This is a genomic window from Paraburkholderia piptadeniae (genome assembly GCF_900007165.1).
Lineage (GTDB): Bacteria > Pseudomonadota > Gammaproteobacteria > Burkholderiales > Burkholderiaceae > Paraburkholderia > Paraburkholderia piptadeniae.
Genome location: NZ_CYGY02000151.1, coordinates 319 through 17063, shown reverse-complemented (window position 1 = coordinate 17063; position 16745 = coordinate 319). Strand labels below are relative to the sequence as shown.

The window sequence follows — 16745 nt, the reverse complement described above, 5'->3', positions numbered from 1 at the left end:
CCGGCTACATGATTATCAGATCCGGCACCACGCACCGTATTTCCACCGGACGGTAGACATCGGCCTGATGCAAGTCAATTCCATCCACTTTCTTCATTGCGCGTTAGGATGATCGATGCGATTATGCTCCGTACTCCTCAGGTGAGCGCACAACGATCACGTCAATATGGTTCTGGAACATGATCACGCGCACGATCAACACCCGGCGGACGAAGCGCGCCTCGTCGAACACCTCGTCAAGCTCAACGAGCCGTTCGTGTCTTACTTCGTTGAAGTCGCGCACAGCGTGCGCGTGCCGGCACCGAATCCCTGAGACGGCTATGAGGGCACCGGTCGCGGCGATCACCACTGTGGCCGAAAGCGGCGCGCTCGCGTGAGCTGCACGCCGTCCTCCGCGCAGCGCGCGATGCGTCGCCGCGGCGCGATTCCCCTGATCCGGTAGTTCCCTGCATGAGGGCTCTATGACATTCGAATGGCCGTCGTCGTTGTCGCGACAGGACATGACCGAGCTGGTCGACCTGATGAATACGGTATCGACGCGCGAGACGACGCTCGGATTCTTCGAGCCCATCACCGCGTCGACCGGTCTCGCGATGATGGAGTCTCTCGATGCCGACCTCCGCGCGCGCGCGGTCGACCTGCTGATCGCACGCGAGCGGCCGGGCGGTCGGATCGTTGGCATGCTGACTCTCGCGCGTCAAGCGTTGCCCGCGCGGCGACACATCGTCGAAATGAAGCGCTGCGTGATCGAGCCTGGGTATCGAGGGCGGTTCGTGCTCAACGGCTGGCGGCTTGCGCTCGAACGTGTGAAGAAGATGGGCTGCGAAATGATCGTCATTGATGTACGCAGCGATGGTAAGGCCGAGCAGCTATGGCGTCGTCTTGGTTTCGTCGAGTACGGCCGACTCGACGACTTCGCGCGCGTGAACGGCCGCATGATCACGGGTTATTTTCTTCGCGCGTACGTGGACGACGTGATCGCATACCAGCAGCGCACGAAAACGTTCTGGCACCGCCCAGACACGCCGATTCTCGGCGAGTCCGAGTTCGAAATCACGTCCGTCCAGCAGGACGAATGACGCCGGCCCACGTTGGCGTCGCTCCGCGCGATGTGCGTGCAGGGTGCGTGGGCCGCTTATGCGAGCCATGCGTTCGGGCCGTGGATCGCGGGCCGCGCACGCGTGATGCACGGCATCTGCAGCTTCGGGATGACCTACGCGGCGACGCGGCTGATCAAGTGGCTGGCCCTGCGATTCCGGTGCGACCCGTCGGCGCCACGCGAAGGCGATCGTGCTCGCGATCGGCCTACACGATCGACCGCGTGGTGCTCGACGCGCGCCGTGCGGGCGCCGGCGTAACGAAAACAACCATCGACGCCGCTGCGGCCGTGACCGCGACCGTGGCCGTCACTCACAGTCCTACAGGAATGCATGACATGGCAAGGAAAATTGCGGTTCTGACGAATGATATGCAGTACGAGCTGGTCAACAAGAATCCCGAGCGTATTCGCGCCGTGGCCGACGCGAAGGACGATTTCTGCCGGTTTCTCGACGGCATGCGGAAGCGCGGCTGTGACATCGTGCACCTGCAACTCATCAATCGAGAAGACGACGCGAATGCCGAGCGGTACAACGGCTATCTGCCTGTGACGAAAGGTAGCGAAGGCGCACAGATAATCTCCGAGTTCCTCGCCGAATCGGATCTGGTCGTCGAAAAGAATAAGGACAGCGGCTTTTACGAGACAGATCTTCACGAAATGCTCCAGGCGCGCGGCGTCGACACCGTGGTAGTGACCGGCATGCAGACGCAGATCTGCGTGCAGACCACGGCGGCGGATGCGTTCTTTCGTGGATACAACATCTGGGTGCCGTCCGACTGTGTCGTCTCCGCGCAGGAAGCGGACAAGAAGCGAGCGCTCGAATGGCTCGACGGCTATTGCGCGACTGTGACCGATTCGACCGAGGTACTGCGCACGATCGACGAGTTCGGTCACCTGCCTCGCAAGGTGATCAAGACGCCTTGACGCACGGGCTCGCCGGGCGCGGTGCCGCGCACGCGGCAGGCGGACGAGCGCATTCATCCAAAAACTTTCGATTGAAGGATCCATGAATATCAATGATCTTTCGCGCTCGACGATCGTGCTCGACCACGGCACGGGTGCCAAACTGAGCCGCGAACTGGTAGAAATGATCGTGTCGGTGCTGGACGATACCTATATCGGCGAAATGGAGGACAGCGCGCTGCTCGACGTCGACGGTAGACGCCTCGCGATGACGACGGATTCGTTCGTCGTCGATCCACCGCTGTTCGGCAACGGCGACATCGGCAAGATTGCGGTGTGCGGCACCGTCAACGATCTGGCGGTGATGGGGGCGACACCGAAGTTCCTGTCGCTCGCGCTGATTCTCGAGACGGGCCTGCCGTTGAGCACGCTTGTGCGGGTGCTGGAGTCGATTCGCGACACGGCGCGCGAATCGAACGTCAAGATCGTCGCGGGCGATACGAAGGTCGTCGGCAAGGGCGAGGCGGATCGGATCTTCATCAACACGACGGGCATTGGATTCTTCGGGCGCGCTCCACTGCGGATGAAGCAGGTGCGGCCGGGCGATCGTGTGATCCTGAGCGGGTGGATCGGCAATCACACGATCCACCTGTTGTCGATTCGCGAAGGGCTCGGATTTGAGACGCGCGTGCTGAGCGATTGCGCGCCGCTCAACCGTATGCTGGCCGTGCTGTTTGACGCGATGCCGGAAAGCGCGCTGCGCTCGGTGCGCGACGTCACGCGCGGCGGCCTGTCGGCCGTGATGCACGAATATGCGTCCGCGCTCGATTCGACGATCGAAATTCGTGAAGCCGACCTACCGATCCAGGCGGAGACCGCGATGGCGGCCGATATGCTCGGCGTCGATCCGATCAACATGGCGAACGAAGGCTGCCTTTGCCTGTTCGTCGCGCCGGAGCATGTCGAGCAGGTGCTAACGGTGCTGCGCGGTCATCCATACGGCAGGCAGGCGGTCGAGATCGGCGAGGTGCGCGACGCGGGCGATCGCGCAGTCGTCATGCGCACCCGCAACGGCGAGCTGCGCACGATTGAGGAACTGGCGGGCGCGGAGTTGCCGCGCCTATGCTGACCGGCAACGCAACCGCCGTCGCTCCGCACGCCGGCGCGAACGGGCCGATTCGATGGCGCGTGCGTGTTACCGGCGTGGTGCAGGGCGTCGGCTTCCGGCCGTTCGTGTACCGGATTGCGACGTCGCGCGCGTTGCGCGGCTGGGTGCTGAACGATGCCGACGGTGTACTGATGGAGGTGGAGGGCGACGCGCACGCACTGGCCGATTTCGCTACGGCACTACGCTCGGAATTGCCGCCACTTGCGCGCGTAGCGTCGCTGCAGTCGCACTGCGTCGCGCCGCTGCATGACGCGACGGAACGCTTCGTGATCCGGGACAGCGAGCGTAGCGGCAGCCACCTAGCGCAACTGCCTGCGGATTCGCACGTGTGCGATGCCTGCTTGGGCGAGATGGCAGATCCGGCCAACCGGCGCTATCGCTATCCCTTCATTAACTGTACAAACTGCGGGCCGCGCTTCTCGCTGATCAAGGCGATTCCGTACGATCGCGTCAATACGACGATGCGCGCGTTCACGATGTGTACGCGGTGCGAGGCGGAGTACCGCGATCCGTCCAACCGCCGCTATCACGCGCAACCGAACGCGTGTCCGGAATGCGGGCCGCGGGTGGAGCTATATGATGCCGACCGGATGCTGTCGGCCGGCGACGACGCGTTGCGCGCGGCGATCGACGCGTTGCGCACGGGCCTGACGGTCGCGGTCAAGAGCGTCGGCGGTTTTCATCTCGTCGTGGACGCGCGCAATCCGGACGCGATTGCGCGGCTGCGCGACCGCAAGCGCCGCAACTCGAAGTCGTTCGCGCTGATGATGGCGTCGGTCGAGACGGCCCGGCGCTGGACCGACTGCAGCGAACTTGAGGCGCAATGGCTGAGGTCGCCCGGCCGGCCAATCGTGCTGCTGCGCAAGTTGGACGGCGGTGGCCTCGCGGAGAACGTCGCACCGCGCAATCCGAACCTCGGCGTGATGCTGCCGTCGGCGCCGCTGCATTACCTGCTGCTGTCCGATCCCGACCTGCCGGCACTGGTGATGACGAGCGGAAACGTGTCCGGATTTCCGATTGCGTATCGCAACGAGGAGGCGCTCGCGCGCTTGTTCGAGGTGTCCGACCTGGTGCTGCTGAATGACCGCGACATCGAGATTCGCATCGACGACTCCGTGATTCGTTGCTCGAACCACCCGCAGTTGCCCGAACCGCAGGTCAGTTTCCTGCGGCGCGCGCGAGGCTTCGCGCCATACGTAATAGAAGCCGGTCGCTCGATGGCGCCAGTAGTCGCCTATGGCGCGGAACTGAAGACGACAGTCGCGCTCACGGATCGCGAGCGAATCTATGTGAGCCAGCATATCGGCGATCTCGGCAACGACGACACGTTTCGTTCGCATCAGACGATCGCGTCGCACTTGGCCGATCTGTATCGCGTGAAGCCTACAGTGGCCGCCTGCGATCTGCATCCGTCGTTTCGGTCGACCCGGCTCGCGTCGGACACACATGTGTCGCGTCAGCAGGTCCAGCATCACCATGCACACATGGCGTCGTGCCTCGCCGACAACGGGCTCAATGGGCCGGCCATCGGCGTGATTCTGGACGGCGCCGGCTACGGCCTCGACGGCACGATCTGGGGCGGCGAGTTTTTCATCGGCGACGCGCGGGCGGTGCAGCGCGAGGGACACTTGCGTTACCTGTCGCTGCTGGGCGGCGACAAGGCGGTGCATGAACCGGTGCGCACGGCACTCGCACTTGCGCTCGAATCGTTCGACGGCGATGAAGGCATGCTGGCGAGCGTGCCCGCGCTTGCGGCGCTTGGCCATGAAGCGCGGCACGTGTACGCGACGATGTGGCGGAAGGGCATCAACGTGACGCGCGCGTCGAGCATGGGGCGGTTGTTCGACGGCGTCGCGGCGCTGGCGGGCGTTTGCTCGCGGGCGGAATATGAAGCGCACGGGCCGATCGAATTCGAGGGGCTGCTTGCGCGCGATCTGGCGATGAGCGAACCGTATCGTTACGCTTTTGACCCGTCCGCCGACGCGCCGGTCGAGCTTGACTACCGGCCGCTCGTGCGGCAGGTCGTGTCGGATACTGCCGGTAGCGTCGAGCTGGCGACGATCAGCCGGCGCTTTCATTCGACGATCGTACTGGCGATTGCGTCGCTGTGCGACCTGCTGCGCAGCCGGCATGCGCTCGACACGGTCGTGCTGAGCGGCGGCGTGTTCCTGAATGAATTCCTGCTGGTGAATGCGCTGGTCGAACTTCGGCGGCGAGGCTTCGACGTACATGCGCATCGCGACGTGCCGACCAACGACGGCGGTATTGCACTCGGGCAAGCGGTCGTCGCGAGCGCGAGAATCACAGCGGAACGCAGGGCCGTCATATAAATGGCTCTTTCAGGGATTGTACCGATGAACGGACCAGATGCTGAATTGTTCGATCTACCCGATATGTTCGAGTTAGTTCGGCAACGCCCGCGTGCGCACCTATCCGAACGCGCTGGGCCGCGTGTTCGTGAAAGGCCGGGGCGCGCACGTGGCCGACAGCGATGGGAAGGAGTGTCTCGACTGCCTGTCTCGCGCCGGCACGCTGGCGCTGAGCCACAACCACCCGTACGTCTGCGACCGCGTCATTGAATATCTTCAGTCCGACCAACTGCTCCAGGCGCTCGACCTCACGACGCCCGCGAAGAGTTGCTTCATCGAAGCGCCGTTCGACGCGCTGCCAGAAACATTCGCGCAGCAGGCCCGCATCCAGTTCTGCGGGCCGTCCGGCTCGGACGCGACCGAGGCCGTCGTCAAGCTGATGAAGACGGCCACCGGCCGGCGCTCGGTGCTGGCGTTTCACGGCGGCTATCATGGCATGACCGCGGGTGCGCTCGCCCTGACGGGCAACCTGAACGCGAAGACGGACGTCGCATCGCTGATGCCGGACGTGCATTGCGTACCGCTGCCTCTTCGGCACTGACGGGTCGGGTACGGAAGCACTCTCGCTAGCGTACATCGAGCGCGTGCTGAATGATCCCGAAAGCGGCATCGTCGCGCCTGCCGCGGTCATCGTCGAGGCGGTGCTGGGTGAAGGCGGGGTGATTCCAGCGCCGGCCTCGTGACTACGGGGGCGCGCGACCTTACCGAACGTTTCGGCATCCCACTCGTGATCGACGATTCAGACGGGATTCGGCCGGACCAGAACGATGTTCGCGTTAGAGCTGGCGGTGCATCGTGCCCGATGCGACCCTGATCTCGAAGGCCATTGGCGGCGGCTTTCCGCTGTCCGAAGTGCTGTATCAGGAAAGCGACGTCAGGTAGCCGACGATCTCCAACGCGGACTGCGGCGACATACGACCATCTGGGAGCTTCTCTACAACCACTACGTCATCGCGAAGAAGTTCGACGCGCCCGACATTGAAGCCTTTGCGGCCAAGGTAAGACCAGAGGGCCGGCGGGGCGATTACGGACCCAACAGCGGGGGCTTCGACTGGCCTGAATACGGAACCCTCACTTTCACCCTGAAGTGAAACGCGCTCCCGCCAGCACATACCGATCACCGTTGCGTGTTGCACGGCGGGGAATCCCGATCTGCGAACGAATATTGCGGCGCCCCGCGATACGTCGCTGGCGAGCATCGGCCTTTACTGACGTCGATGCCCGTGAGACAAATCCAACAGCCACCGGGCAGTCGTCCTGTTCATGCCTGCCGCTAGCGAGGACCGAAGGTCTGCACAGCTTTGAGAATAGATGAAGCTGTCGCGGCCCGATACGCGTAACCGACGGGTGCGAGTGAAAAAGCCTCGCCCTTTGCCGATCTGCCGGTGGTCTGGTCGTACCGGTTTGCGTTCTCATGGAAAGCGTAGACGTCGCCCGGCGAATCCAGGCCAACCTGAATGCTCTGGTTTGTCCTGAAAAAATAGTTGTTTTCCGAATACACAACGCCGCCGCTGCCAATCTGCAGAGCGTTGTACTGGGTCTCGTCTGACCCAGCCGCCGTGAGGCCAGTGGGTGTCGCCCCGTTATCGAAATAGTTGTCGTAGGCGTGAATCCAGCCCCGCAGCAGCGGACGTCCCTTCAGGTTCGGGCCGAACTGGTTGTGGTGCAACGTGACATGCAGCCTGTTCCCTCCATATTCATAGGAATCCTGCCGGTTTGCGCCAATCACCATCGTCAGACGTTCATTGGCCAAGTCTTGGTTCTTGCCCGCCCAGTTCCACATGGGATCGGGGTGCATCGTCAGCCATTCGCTGGTGAAATAGAACCGGCTATAGGAAACCGTCACCTTATCCGATGACAGTGTCACGCTCATTAGGTCGTCGCTCGTATCGTAGAAGGCACAATGATCGATCCACGCATTGGTGACCCGTCGAAGCGACACGCCTTCATAATTGATGCCGGCGTTGCTGGATGTGCCGTAAACCTGGGCAGGCAGGGCCTGAAGGTCCCGGATAACGCCATGAAAAGTGATGTTCCTGATCACGACATTCTGGATGTTCTTGCCTGCCGGCAGCATTTCGCCGTCAAATTTGAGCTGGATGTTTTTCAGCACTGCACTGCCTCCGCTGGCGCCTTCGATCGTGGTGTTGTCCCAGTCCGTGCTGGCGAAGGTGACGGTCGTCAGTCGCGGCCCGCCGTAGATTTCCCCCTTGACGAGGATGTGGTGCTGTCGCGCGTTGAATGCGGCCAGCAGATCAGCGAGGCTGGCAACCGTGACGGCGGAATCGTCTGACCCGGTCGCCGTTGCGAACCCGCCGGTGTTCGTCGGCAGGCGCGCGGTGATTGCTGCCTCAGTGGACCGCGAGCCTATCTCTGCTGAGGGATCTGGCGCAGAAGACGTCCCATGTGCGCTACCACGAGCGCACAGCAGATTTGCGATTAATATTGTCCTGAGTAGCCGCCAGTTCATTCGTTTCTTCCATTCGAGAACGCATAAAGTTAGGAGCCGGCAATGGGCAGATTCCGGCCCAAGGTGCATTCGGTTCAAACATCGGTGCACGCCCGCATCAGGCTGCGCAATCTGATGCGCGCATCGGCAACGTGAATGTTAACGCAGCCCTGCGAGCACCCAGGATTGTGACGGCGGGAAGTCATGCCCGTGAGCGCGAAAGGATTCCTATGTAATATTTTTGGCTTGCCATAGTCTGCGTATCCGGCACGCACGGCGGACACTGACGGCGCATCGGGGAAGGAGGTTGGAAGCCGGTGACTGGCGTCGGTATGTTATAGGTGCCGTAACAATGGGGAGGCGCTTTCGCGAAACTGGAGTTTCTCCAGAAAACGCATCTCTATCGATCACAGGGGTTAGCGACATGCGCCCAAAAGAATTTCATCGCCTACCGACAGCAGTCCGATTTGCACGTCACCCCATCGGGTAAAATGTTGGCCTCCCGGCGCCCGCCGAAATGGTTGCGTGCAAGCGCTGCATCGAGTTGCATGTCGGCGACAGTGACATACACAGGCGATCAGCATCGCGTCTACCGTGTACCACCGTGGGAATATCATGAATCTCGATCCCGAATTTGACGATCCGCTGACTGACGAAGAGTTTGGTGTGCTCGAATGCTTTCTTTCGAGCAATGCCGTTTGCGACGATGCGATGGACGCCGTCATGTTGCACGGCTTTCTGACCGCCGTCATCTCTGGACCGAGCATGGTCATGCCGAGTGCGGTTCTTCCGTGGATCTGGGATGCGCGGCACGCAACACGTCAGCCCAGATTTTTATCAGCCGGTCGGGCACGCAAGATTACCGGACTGATCATTCAATACTGGAACGACATCAACAACGCCCTGAATCAGTGTCCCGATCTGTTCGAACCTCCGCTGCACACGACCGAGTGGCAGGGTGAAGAGATTATCGTCCTCGACGAGTGGTGCGAGGGCTATTGCAAAGGCATCGAAATCGATCGGGAGGCCTGGGAGCTGCTGATCGAACGACACCCCGAGTGGTTCAATGTCATCCTGTTGTTTGGAACAGCCTCCGGATACCAGGCACTGGGGCAGCGAGATTACACCGTCGAGCAACGTCGGTCATTCGCAAACCTGCTCACGGCCGCAGCGCTCAATATCCATCGATACTGGGGTGAGGAGCGCCGAAAACTGATGGAACAGGGCGAGCGGCCGAACATGATCCCGGCGGTTTCAAGGCCGAAAGACAGGACGGGCAAGCATGCCGGACGCAGCGATCTGGATGCGCAAGACGGGAACGAGTCCGAAGACCTGTTCCTTGTCGATTCGCTCGGCCGGACGACGGAAGATGCGTTTCACCCGCTTGCATTGTCCCCACTGTCTACCAGCGTCACTCGCGAAAGCACGTCTGTCGATGTGCACGTCTATCGGGCCGGAAACGACAGCCGCGATGGCTGGATCCTGGAAATCATCGACTCGCACGGAACATCAACAGTCTGGGGCGACCCGTTTCCGACCGACGGAGCCGCGCTGGCAGAAGCGTTGAACACCATCAGCTCGCATGGCATTGCATCGGTAACAGCAGGCGTACCGGAGCACGTGACGAAGCACTGACCGCTCTTGACCCGTCTTGCGCCCTGAGCAAAGGCCCGGTCGCCGCAGCCTGCGGGTCAAACTTTGTGCGGCACGGACAGAAGCTTCATCCGGCAAGGCCGTACAACATGCCGGCGGAAGCCCAGCACCATGATCAGGAATCGCAGTTTTTCCCGGGGCGCAAGATATTACGTGATCTGCACGCAAGGCTATTTGCCGCCTGCAATCGAACCTGGTACTTCCCCATCGACCATCCATGTCTTTGACCGATAGCGATTGTCTCGCGCCCAAAATCACACCGGCGGGCCACCTCCTTGCAGCGCCGGACGTCGATGCGCCTCCCTTGCCAGATGACGTTGCGCTAGGCGCTTCCTTCAGGCGCGGCACGGGTCATGGGCTGCTCTATCTGGGGAGCGCAACCATAGGGCGTGCACTGCCGCCTGCGTGGGCATGGTGGCGCGACTTTGGCGCCCGCTATGTCACGTCTTTATGCACCACGTCAGAAGGCGAGGAGGTCACGGTTTCTCAACCGGACACAGGGGACTTCGAAAGACTGATCGAAGATGCGCCGCCCATGACGGGTGCCGAATATCTCACGTCGGATGTCCTGGCGGCACTGTGGGGCGAAATCGACACCGCTTTACGTGATGAGCTGGCGAGCACGGGGGAGTCGCTTCAGGCATTTCTCAAGTCGCGTCATCCTGCCTGGAATCTTGTGGGCCGTGTTCACTTCAACCTTGCCGAAAACCGCAAGGATCCTGAAGCCCCTTTCGCCTTCCTGGCAACCTACGCAGCGCGCATATCGGCCCATGGCAAGACACAACATCAACCACTTTCGCGGGCGCTCGAGGAATTTTCCGGTGCGCGGAACAAGGCGAAGCTGCTCTCTCTCCTGATGCCGGTTCAGCGCGCCGCTGAACGCTGCGACTGGCTTCGTGCGATGCTCGATTCGCGCGAAATATACCACCCGTTGCGCTGGATGCCGGCTGACGCTTACCGTCTTCTCTGCGATTTGCCCGCTCTGGAATCTGCCGGAATCATGGTCCGGCTACCAGCTACCTGGGCGACGGGCCGCCCCGCGCGACCTGCGGTCAAGGCCAGCGTTGGGGCACGGCCTCCGTCGCTCCTCGGCAAGGATGCGCTGCTCGACTTCAGAATGGAGGTGTCGCTCGATGGCGAAGCGTTAAGTCCGGCCGAGATCCGGCGTCTGCTCAAGGGGGCCGACGGTCTCCAGTGGATTCGTGGACGCTGGATCGAAGTGGACACGAAAAAGCTCGGCCACGTACTCCAACGCTTCGAGAGTCTGGAGAAGGCCGCGCAATCGGGGCTGCCGTTGAACGATGCCTTGCGTCTCCTCGCGGGCGTATCAGGCGGCGAAGCTGAAGGCTCCGACGAGCGCGACTGGGCACAGGTCGTTGCAGGAAACTGGCTGGCAGAGACGCTTGGGCATTTGCGCCAACCGGAAGGGTTGGCGCAGGTCGATCCGGGCCCCGACCTGAGAGCCCAGCTTCGGCCATACCAGCAAGCCGGCGTGCGATGGCTATACCTGCTCCGCCGGCTCGGGCTGGGCGCGTGTCTGGCCGACGACATGGGCCTCGGAAAGACGATGCAGGTACTCTCCCTGCTATTGATCCTGAAGCGCGAACAGGCCGACTCGCGCCCCAGCCTGCTGGTCGCACCCGCGTCCTTGCTGGCAAACTGGGCAGCGGAAGCTGAACGCTTCGCACCCGGCCTGCGTGTGCTGGTGGCTCACCCGTCCGTGACGCCTGCAGAAGAACTATGCGCACTGAATGACACGCAGCTTACGCAGACAGACCTCGTCATTACCAGTTTCGGTTCGCTGCTGCGTCAACCCGGTCTGGAAACGATCCAGTGGCGCATCGCGATTGTCGACGAGGCCCAGGCGATCAAGAATCCCGGCGCCAGGCAGACGAAACAGGTAAAGAAGCTTCAGGCCCAGTCACGTATCGCCCTGACGGGCACCCCGGTGGAAAACCGCTTGTCGGATCTGTGGTCCATTTTTGATTTCACGCATCCGGGCCTGTTGGGCTCGGCCAAGGAATTTGCCGATCTCAGCCGGCGTTTGGCGAAAATCGAGCATTTCGGTCCGCTTCGCACGCTTGTGCGGCCCTATATCTTGCGCCGTCTGAAAACCGACAGGCGTGTGATCGCCGATCTCCCGGAAAAGACCGAACTCAAGGCGTGGTGCCACCTGAGCCCCGTCCAGGCCGCGTTGTACGAACGCGCGGTCAAGGACCTGGCGGCGGCGCTCGAGGGTGCCGACGGTATTGAACGCAAAGGCATCGTATTAAGCTACCTGATGCGTTTCAAGCAGATATGCAACCATCCGTCCCAGTGGCTTGGCGACGCGGCGTGGAGCCCCGAAGCCAGCGGCAAGTTTGGCCGCATGCGGGAGTTGGTCGACGTGATCGCGGCGAAGCAGGAAAAGGTACTGGTGTTCACCCAGTTCCGCGAAACCACCGAGCCACTTGCCGCGTTCCTGGGATCCCTTTTCGGCCGGGAGGGTTTGATTCTCCACGGCGGTACGCCCGTAGGCAAACGGCGCGAACTGGTCAGGCAATTCCAGGAGGACGAATCAACGCCGTTCTTCGTGCTGTCGCTCAAGGCGGGAGGATCGGGACTGAATCTCACAGCGGCGTCTCACGTGATTCACTTCGACCGTTGGTGGAATCCCGCCGTAGAGAATCAGGCGACCGATCGGGCGTTTCGCATTGGCCAGCGCAAGAATGTTCTGGTGCACAAGTTTGTTTGCCAGGGTACGGTCGAGGATCGGATTGACCAGTTGATCGAATCGAAGCAGCAGTTGGTGAACGATATGCTTGAAGGCGGTGCGGAACTGCAGCTGACCGAAATGAGTGACCAGGAGCTGCTTGATCTTGTCAAGCTCGATATTCATTCCGCGCAGGAAAACTGATCATGGAGAGGAACGCTGATGGCTAACTACGGTGGATGGAAACCTTACGTCCCGGTGGCCGAGCGGCGAAAAAAAGCGCAGCAGCTGGCCGCCAGAGCGACCAAGGCTGGCAAGACCCTGTCACCCATCGCACCGTATCGCGGGGCCATTGCGAAGACTTTCTGGGGCAAAGCGTGGTGCGATAATCTGGAGCATTACAGCGACTACGATAGCCGCCTGCCAAGGGGGCGCACCTACGTGCGCAATGGTTCGGTGATCGATCTGCAGATTACAAAGGGCAAGATCCATGCGCAGGTGATGGGTTCAAGCCTGTACGAGATCACAATTGAGGTCGCCGCCTGTCCGGAAAGGCAGTGGCGCGCGTTGAGCGCCGATTGTTCGTCGTCGATTGACTCTATGGTCGAATTGCTGCTGGGTAAGCTATCGGCTGCGGTGATGGGCCGCATCTGCAAGCCCGGCACCGGGCTTTTCCCCGCACCGAAAGATATCAGGTTCGGTTGCAACTGCCTGGATTGGGCGGTGATGTGCAAGCACATCGCGGCAGTACTCTACGGCATTGGCGCACGACTCGACCAGCAGCCCGAATTGCTCTTTACGTTGCGTGGCGTTGACCCTTCCGATCTCGTCAATCACACAGGCGCGAATTTGTCCGGGGCGGGAAAAGTCCCGGCGTCCGGCAAGCTGCTCGATAATGCGGTTCTGGGCGATGTGTTCGGTATCGACATTGACACGGAACCCTTTGCAGATGCCGGCACGGTCCGAGGCAACCGCACGCGCAAACCATCCACTTCGCAAGCGAGAAAGTCTGCTTTGACCACGCCGAAGCCGTCCGTGACCGTGAAATCGGCACGGAAAGGCAAGGTCGCGACGCCGACCGCGAAGTCCGGCCCCGCCGCCATGAAAAAGCCCAGGGGCAACACCGATCCCGGCACGTCGAAGACGAACCGTTCGGTCGCGTCTCAAAAGCCCGTTGCACGTCCGCGTACTACGTCGAAATCCGCGAAACGCCGCGGGTGATCTTTTGTCCCGCGTTTCACCGCTTGAGCCGGCGACCTGTTTCGCTCTTACATCGTGTCGAGATTAAGATGAGATGTGGCGGATTTTTGAATCCTGCCGACTCTCTGATTGAGTGGGACTACGGTGTCGCGATTTCGCCGGCGACGGCCAGGCGCTACTTCAAGGCGCGGATCATGAGTGCGCAGAAACTCAATTTAGCGAATATCCATAGGTATCCTATATTTTAGGTTCACTTATGCATCGACCGACAATCAAAGGTCTCCAATTTCGAGGATAGGGCCGGGAAGCAACTGTATGCAAGAGTTGCAGGTCGCGAACTCTTGCATAATGCGGCCGGGAGAGGGTTTTCGGACCATCGGGCTGTTCTGCTTCGCGACCTCTGCATTGAAACATTGGCTGCAACAAAGCAGCCTCTAGCCGCTCGCGATGCAGATGTAAGGAATGGCTTCGTAAGTCGCGACAGGTATTGCGCACCGATCACATCGATCCTTTTTCATGCTGGTTTTCTTTGCCCGTGATGCGGCTTCTTCTGTGCGGACATGGGGACGAAGGCAATGCAGTTCACGAGATTCGCAGCGACCATCATCACGTACTTGTCACTGTCTTCCGACACGATTCGTTTCAGCCAGTTTGCCGTCTCCGACCACACGCAGGCGATCAGGTTCTTCTCGGGATGGCTCCCGATGTATTGCTGCATCAGGCGGTCCCGGAGCGGTGGACTCAGGTCTTCGCCCAGCTTGACGGTGGTCACGTAAATCCGCTGCTGCAGCTCCTGCTCATCTTCCGAAATCAAAGGCCATGTCAAGCCCGATTCTTTCATGGCTTGAAAGCACAGAAGGAGAAGTTCGAAGGCAAACTCCATTTTCTCCAGCGACACGCCCAACTCCTTCAGCACGAGAACCGAGCCGAGCATATGAGGCTGGGCAAGATGTATTTCATCGACCAGGTCCTCCTTCTGCCTCAGATTCATCGCCTGCACCGCTCTCATGGATCGGGTCACAGCGTCCAGCGAAATACGGTTCATTGTATTTCCCCTGTAATCGACGGGGTTGGATTACACGGATCCCCTGTCCGTAGTGGCGTGTTGGGGCCGTTCGAAGGATCTATCGCAGGTTCTCACCAGTCGCGGGCAGGTGTGCCTGTTCGTTCACCCGCCGGTTTGCCGATCGGCCCGTGCGCGTATGTCGGCGGCCGTGGCGATCGGCAACGCGATGAAGTCACGTTCGGGCATCTCGCTGTACGTCCGTCGGAACGGCAGATAGAGTCGGACGCGCCATTGCGAGCCATCCTTGCGACCCGCGTAAGGATGCAGAATCTCACCGTCCAGGGCACGCCGGTCGAAGCGCAGCACGCCCTTGTGCGGGTAAGGCGCGTCGGCTTCTTCAAACCGAGCGCGCATCATGTGATTGACGACATCGTTCGGAAATCCCGGGTGTCCCGACGTGTCCGCCGCCTGGATCGCGTCCTCATCCGTCAGATGGCACCGTGCCAGCTCGTGTTCATCGAACACGACTTCCTTCGCAACGTACGGCGGCCCGTCATACCAGTTTGGATCGTCGTTATCGAGCAGGATGGCGATAACGGTGCGCGTGCCGACGTCAGTGCAACGCCAGCGGAACCCGGCGGAGCCGAGAAATTCAAGACCAATGTGAAAGTCGGAATGCTTCATGGCAACGCGGCGTCGGATGGTTTAAACTGCCCAAGCCAACGGACGCAACACGTTCACAGTTTGCGTCAGGCCCTGAGCGGCGAGCGTATCCAGGTAGTCATCGACAGATTTTGGTGGATTCTTCATCGATTTGCGGTGTCGAGAGGCAGCCTGTAGCACTTTGGCGGCGTTGAGGTCGAACAGGTCGAAGATGAAGTCGTCCGGATGCTGGGCCGAGACATTGTACTTTTGCAATTCGGAGGCAGGAAAATCCTTGCGGTTGAACGTAATAATAAGTTCGGCGCCCGCGTGCATAGCCGCGGCCACAACATGCCGATCATTCGGGTCTGGCAATTCGATCGCAGGAATGAGGTGCTCGAAGTTTTCGACCAACGCTTCGCGTACGTTCGCATCCATGAGCTGACGCGTGCGCGCGATAGCCTCCGGTTTCAGGTCTTTTCGGTGTTCGAGCACGTTCCGTGTCCACTCATCGTGGATCATGTTGCTCCATCGAGCGCGGTACATGTCAGTCAGCGCAAGATGCATCAGCAGGTCGCGCAACGGAGCCGGATACAGAACACAGGCGTCGTAAACTACAGTGAAGTTTGACGCCATCGTTCAATAGCCCATGCCCAGTTCCTGTGCCTGCGCAGTGAGCTCGTCCAGCGCGGCGAGACGCGCCTCGTCAATGCGCTTCTTGTAGTCGATAACGTCCTGGTAGCGGACACGCCGGTGCGTATTGACCCGTCGAAAAGGAATGTCCCCCTTCTCAAGCAACTGCACAAAGTAAGGTCGCGATACGTTAAGCAGGTCAGCTGCTTCCTGCGTGGTCACTTCAGCGTGGATTGGAATGATTGATACGGCGTTGCCCTGTCCAATTTCCGCGAGTACATTGACCAACAGCTTCAAGACCGTCGTCGGAAGACTGACACTGTGCATCTCTCCCTTTTCATCCCTGAAGTCGAACTGCTGCGATTCCGCACTACTGGTCAGCGCAACAGCCAGATCACGGCTCGACTCGCGGGCGATCTCGATCTCGGCCGCCGAAGGCAACGATGCGGGGGTTACGGATCTGTTCATGGGGGCTCCTTGCGTCTTGGCTATATGCGCCATTCTAATTCGAAATAACCGAAACGACAACCTAAATCGAAATATCCGAAACGCTCCGATGCCGCCCGACCGAACCGCAAACTGGCTCACGCTGCTATGACTTGAAACAAATTGTTTTCGCGAATTCGAATAGTGAACACACTTCGTAATCCCACAATCGCCGCCGGAAAAACGCTTTGCCATGTTGTACTTCACCGAGCGGTGGGTTGCCGGAGCCGCGCGTGAATCGTCGGCCGCGTGCGACAAGCAGTATTCGTGCGTGCAGGTGAGAACAAAATTTTGTCAGATGGCACCGAGCAGGCAAAAAATCGGACAAAATTAACCTCCTTTGAAAGGAATCGTGCAAAATTGACCTGGCGTGAATCCTCATACGACCTATGCTTTTTACTTGGTGAATCGCAAGCAGGGCATTTATGGGCACACGGGAGACATT

15 protein-coding genes are annotated in these 16745 nt (G+C 60.4%); 10 read left to right on the top strand and 5 right to left on the bottom strand.

Going from position 1 to position 16745, the window contains the following annotated elements:
* Positions 1 to 166 precede the first annotated feature (166 nt).
* The 7 genes from BN2476_RS46925 (at position 167) to BN2476_RS49065 (ending at position 6630) form a co-directional block, all read left to right on the top strand.
* Positions 167 to 313, top strand: a complete 147-nt coding sequence (locus BN2476_RS46925; RefSeq protein WP_160111880.1) for a hypothetical protein — start codon at positions 167 to 169, stop codon at positions 311 to 313.
* Between the two features lie 148 nt (positions 314 to 461).
* Positions 462 to 1079 (top strand): GNAT family N-acetyltransferase, encoded by a 618-nt coding sequence (locus BN2476_RS43320; protein ID WP_087740258.1) that lies wholly within the window; start codon positions 462 to 464, stop codon positions 1077 to 1079.
* Positions 1080 to 1435: 356 nt separating this feature from the next.
* Positions 1436 to 2023, top strand: a complete 588-nt coding sequence (locus BN2476_RS43310) for a cysteine hydrolase family protein (RefSeq protein ID WP_087740260.1) — start codon at positions 1436 to 1438, stop codon at positions 2021 to 2023.
* 82 nt (positions 2024 to 2105) lie between these two features.
* Positions 2106 to 3131, top strand: coding sequence for a hydrogenase expression/formation protein HypE (gene hypE, locus BN2476_RS43305; RefSeq protein ID WP_087740257.1), 1026 nt, complete (start codon positions 2106 to 2108; stop codon positions 3129 to 3131).
* A complete protein-coding gene (gene hypF, locus BN2476_RS43300) occupies positions 3125 to 5500 on the top strand; it encodes a carbamoyltransferase HypF (RefSeq protein WP_087740256.1) in 2376 nt (791 codons plus the stop codon). The genes hypE and hypF overlap by 7 nt, the downstream gene beginning before the upstream one ends.
* Before the next feature lie 148 nt (positions 5501 to 5648).
* Complete coding sequence (locus tag BN2476_RS49070) at positions 5649 to 6080, top strand: aminotransferase class III-fold pyridoxal phosphate-dependent enzyme (RefSeq protein ID WP_160111878.1); 432 nt, start codon at positions 5649 to 5651, stop codon at positions 6078 to 6080.
* A 226-nt stretch (positions 6081 to 6306) separates the two neighbouring features.
* Entirely contained in the window at positions 6307 to 6630 is a 324-nt protein-coding gene (locus tag BN2476_RS49065) for a hypothetical protein (RefSeq protein WP_162497913.1), read from the top strand.
* A gap of 182 nt (positions 6631 to 6812) precedes the next feature.
* Here BN2476_RS49065 and BN2476_RS43285 read toward each other — a convergent pair whose 3' ends face one another.
* A complete protein-coding gene (locus BN2476_RS43285; RefSeq protein ID WP_087740254.1) occupies positions 6813 to 8009 on the bottom strand; it encodes a pectate lyase family protein in 1197 nt (398 codons plus the stop codon).
* A gap of 594 nt (positions 8010 to 8603) precedes the next feature.
* On the opposite strand from BN2476_RS43285, the gene BN2476_RS43280 reads away from it, so the two are divergent.
* The 3 genes from BN2476_RS43280 (at position 8604) to BN2476_RS43270 (ending at position 13554) form a co-directional block, all read left to right on the top strand.
* A complete protein-coding gene (locus BN2476_RS43280; protein ID WP_087740253.1) occupies positions 8604 to 9623 on the top strand; it encodes a YecA/YgfB family protein in 1020 nt (339 codons plus the stop codon).
* Positions 9624 to 9858: 235 nt separating this feature from the next.
* Complete coding sequence (locus BN2476_RS43275) at positions 9859 to 12537, top strand: DEAD/DEAH box helicase (RefSeq protein WP_087740252.1); 2679 nt, start codon at positions 9859 to 9861, stop codon at positions 12535 to 12537.
* A gap of 18 nt (positions 12538 to 12555) precedes the next feature.
* The gene (locus BN2476_RS43270) at positions 12556 to 13554 is read left to right on the top strand and encodes a hypothetical protein (protein WP_087740251.1); all 999 of its coding nucleotides are present in this window, start codon (positions 12556 to 12558) and stop codon (positions 13552 to 13554) included.
* 493 nt (positions 13555 to 14047) lie between these two features.
* Here the strand turns inward: BN2476_RS43270 and BN2476_RS43265 are convergent, their stop codons facing one another.
* The 4 genes from BN2476_RS43265 to BN2476_RS43250 all read right to left on the bottom strand — a co-directional run bounded on the left by BN2476_RS43265 (position 14048) and on the right by BN2476_RS43250 (position 16282).
* Positions 14048 to 14578, bottom strand: coding sequence for a hypothetical protein (locus BN2476_RS43265; RefSeq protein WP_087740250.1), 531 nt, complete (start codon positions 14576 to 14578; stop codon positions 14048 to 14050).
* 123 nt (positions 14579 to 14701) lie between these two features.
* Positions 14702 to 15223 (bottom strand): hypothetical protein, encoded by a 522-nt coding sequence (locus BN2476_RS43260; protein WP_087740249.1) that lies wholly within the window; start codon positions 15221 to 15223, stop codon positions 14702 to 14704.
* A 21-nt stretch (positions 15224 to 15244) separates the two neighbouring features.
* Entirely contained in the window at positions 15245 to 15817 is a 573-nt protein-coding gene (locus BN2476_RS43255) for a PIN domain-containing protein (RefSeq protein ID WP_087740248.1), read from the bottom strand.
* 3 nt (positions 15818 to 15820) lie between these two features.
* Positions 15821 to 16282 carry a helix-turn-helix domain-containing protein gene (locus BN2476_RS43250; RefSeq protein ID WP_087740259.1) on the bottom strand — a complete coding sequence of 154 codons (462 nt, stop codon included), beginning with the start codon at positions 16280 to 16282 and terminating at the stop codon, positions 15821 to 15823.
* Positions 16283 to 16745 lie beyond the last annotated feature (463 nt).

Excerpts from the sequence above, each read along its gene's own strand:
- BN2476_RS43285 (WP_087740254.1), bottom strand. The coding sequence starts at position 8,009 with ATGAACTGGCGGCTACTCAGGACAATATTAATCGCAAATCTGCTGTGC.
- BN2476_RS43275 (WP_087740252.1), top strand. The coding sequence starts at position 9,859 with ATGTCTTTGACCGATAGCGATTGTCTCGCGCCCAAAATCACACCGGCG.
- BN2476_RS43320 (WP_087740258.1), top strand. The coding sequence starts at position 462 with ATGACATTCGAATGGCCGTCGTCGTTGTCGCGACAGGACATGACCGAG.
- BN2476_RS43265 (WP_087740250.1), bottom strand. The coding sequence starts at position 14,578 with ATGAACCGTATTTCGCTGGACGCTGTGACCCGATCCATGAGAGCGGTG.
- BN2476_RS49065 (WP_162497913.1), top strand. The coding sequence starts at position 6,307 with ATGTTCGCGTTAGAGCTGGCGGTGCATCGTGCCCGATGCGACCCTGAT.
- BN2476_RS43260 (WP_087740249.1), bottom strand. The coding sequence starts at position 15,223 with ATGAAGCATTCCGACTTTCACATTGGTCTTGAATTTCTCGGCTCCGCC.
- BN2476_RS43270 (WP_087740251.1), top strand. The coding sequence starts at position 12,556 with ATGGCTAACTACGGTGGATGGAAACCTTACGTCCCGGTGGCCGAGCGG.
- hypE (WP_087740257.1), top strand. The coding sequence starts at position 2,106 with ATGAATATCAATGATCTTTCGCGCTCGACGATCGTGCTCGACCACGGC.
- BN2476_RS43280 (WP_087740253.1), top strand. The coding sequence starts at position 8,604 with ATGAATCTCGATCCCGAATTTGACGATCCGCTGACTGACGAAGAGTTT.
- BN2476_RS43250 (WP_087740259.1), bottom strand. The coding sequence starts at position 16,282 with ATGAACAGATCCGTAACCCCCGCATCGTTGCCTTCGGCGGCCGAGATC.
- BN2476_RS46925 (WP_160111880.1), top strand. The coding sequence starts at position 167 with ATGGTTCTGGAACATGATCACGCGCACGATCAACACCCGGCGGACGAA.
- hypF (WP_087740256.1), top strand. The coding sequence starts at position 3,125 with ATGCTGACCGGCAACGCAACCGCCGTCGCTCCGCACGCCGGCGCGAAC.
- BN2476_RS43255 (WP_087740248.1), bottom strand. The coding sequence starts at position 15,817 with ATGGCGTCAAACTTCACTGTAGTTTACGACGCCTGTGTTCTGTATCCG.
- BN2476_RS43310 (WP_087740260.1), top strand. The coding sequence starts at position 1,436 with ATGGCAAGGAAAATTGCGGTTCTGACGAATGATATGCAGTACGAGCTG.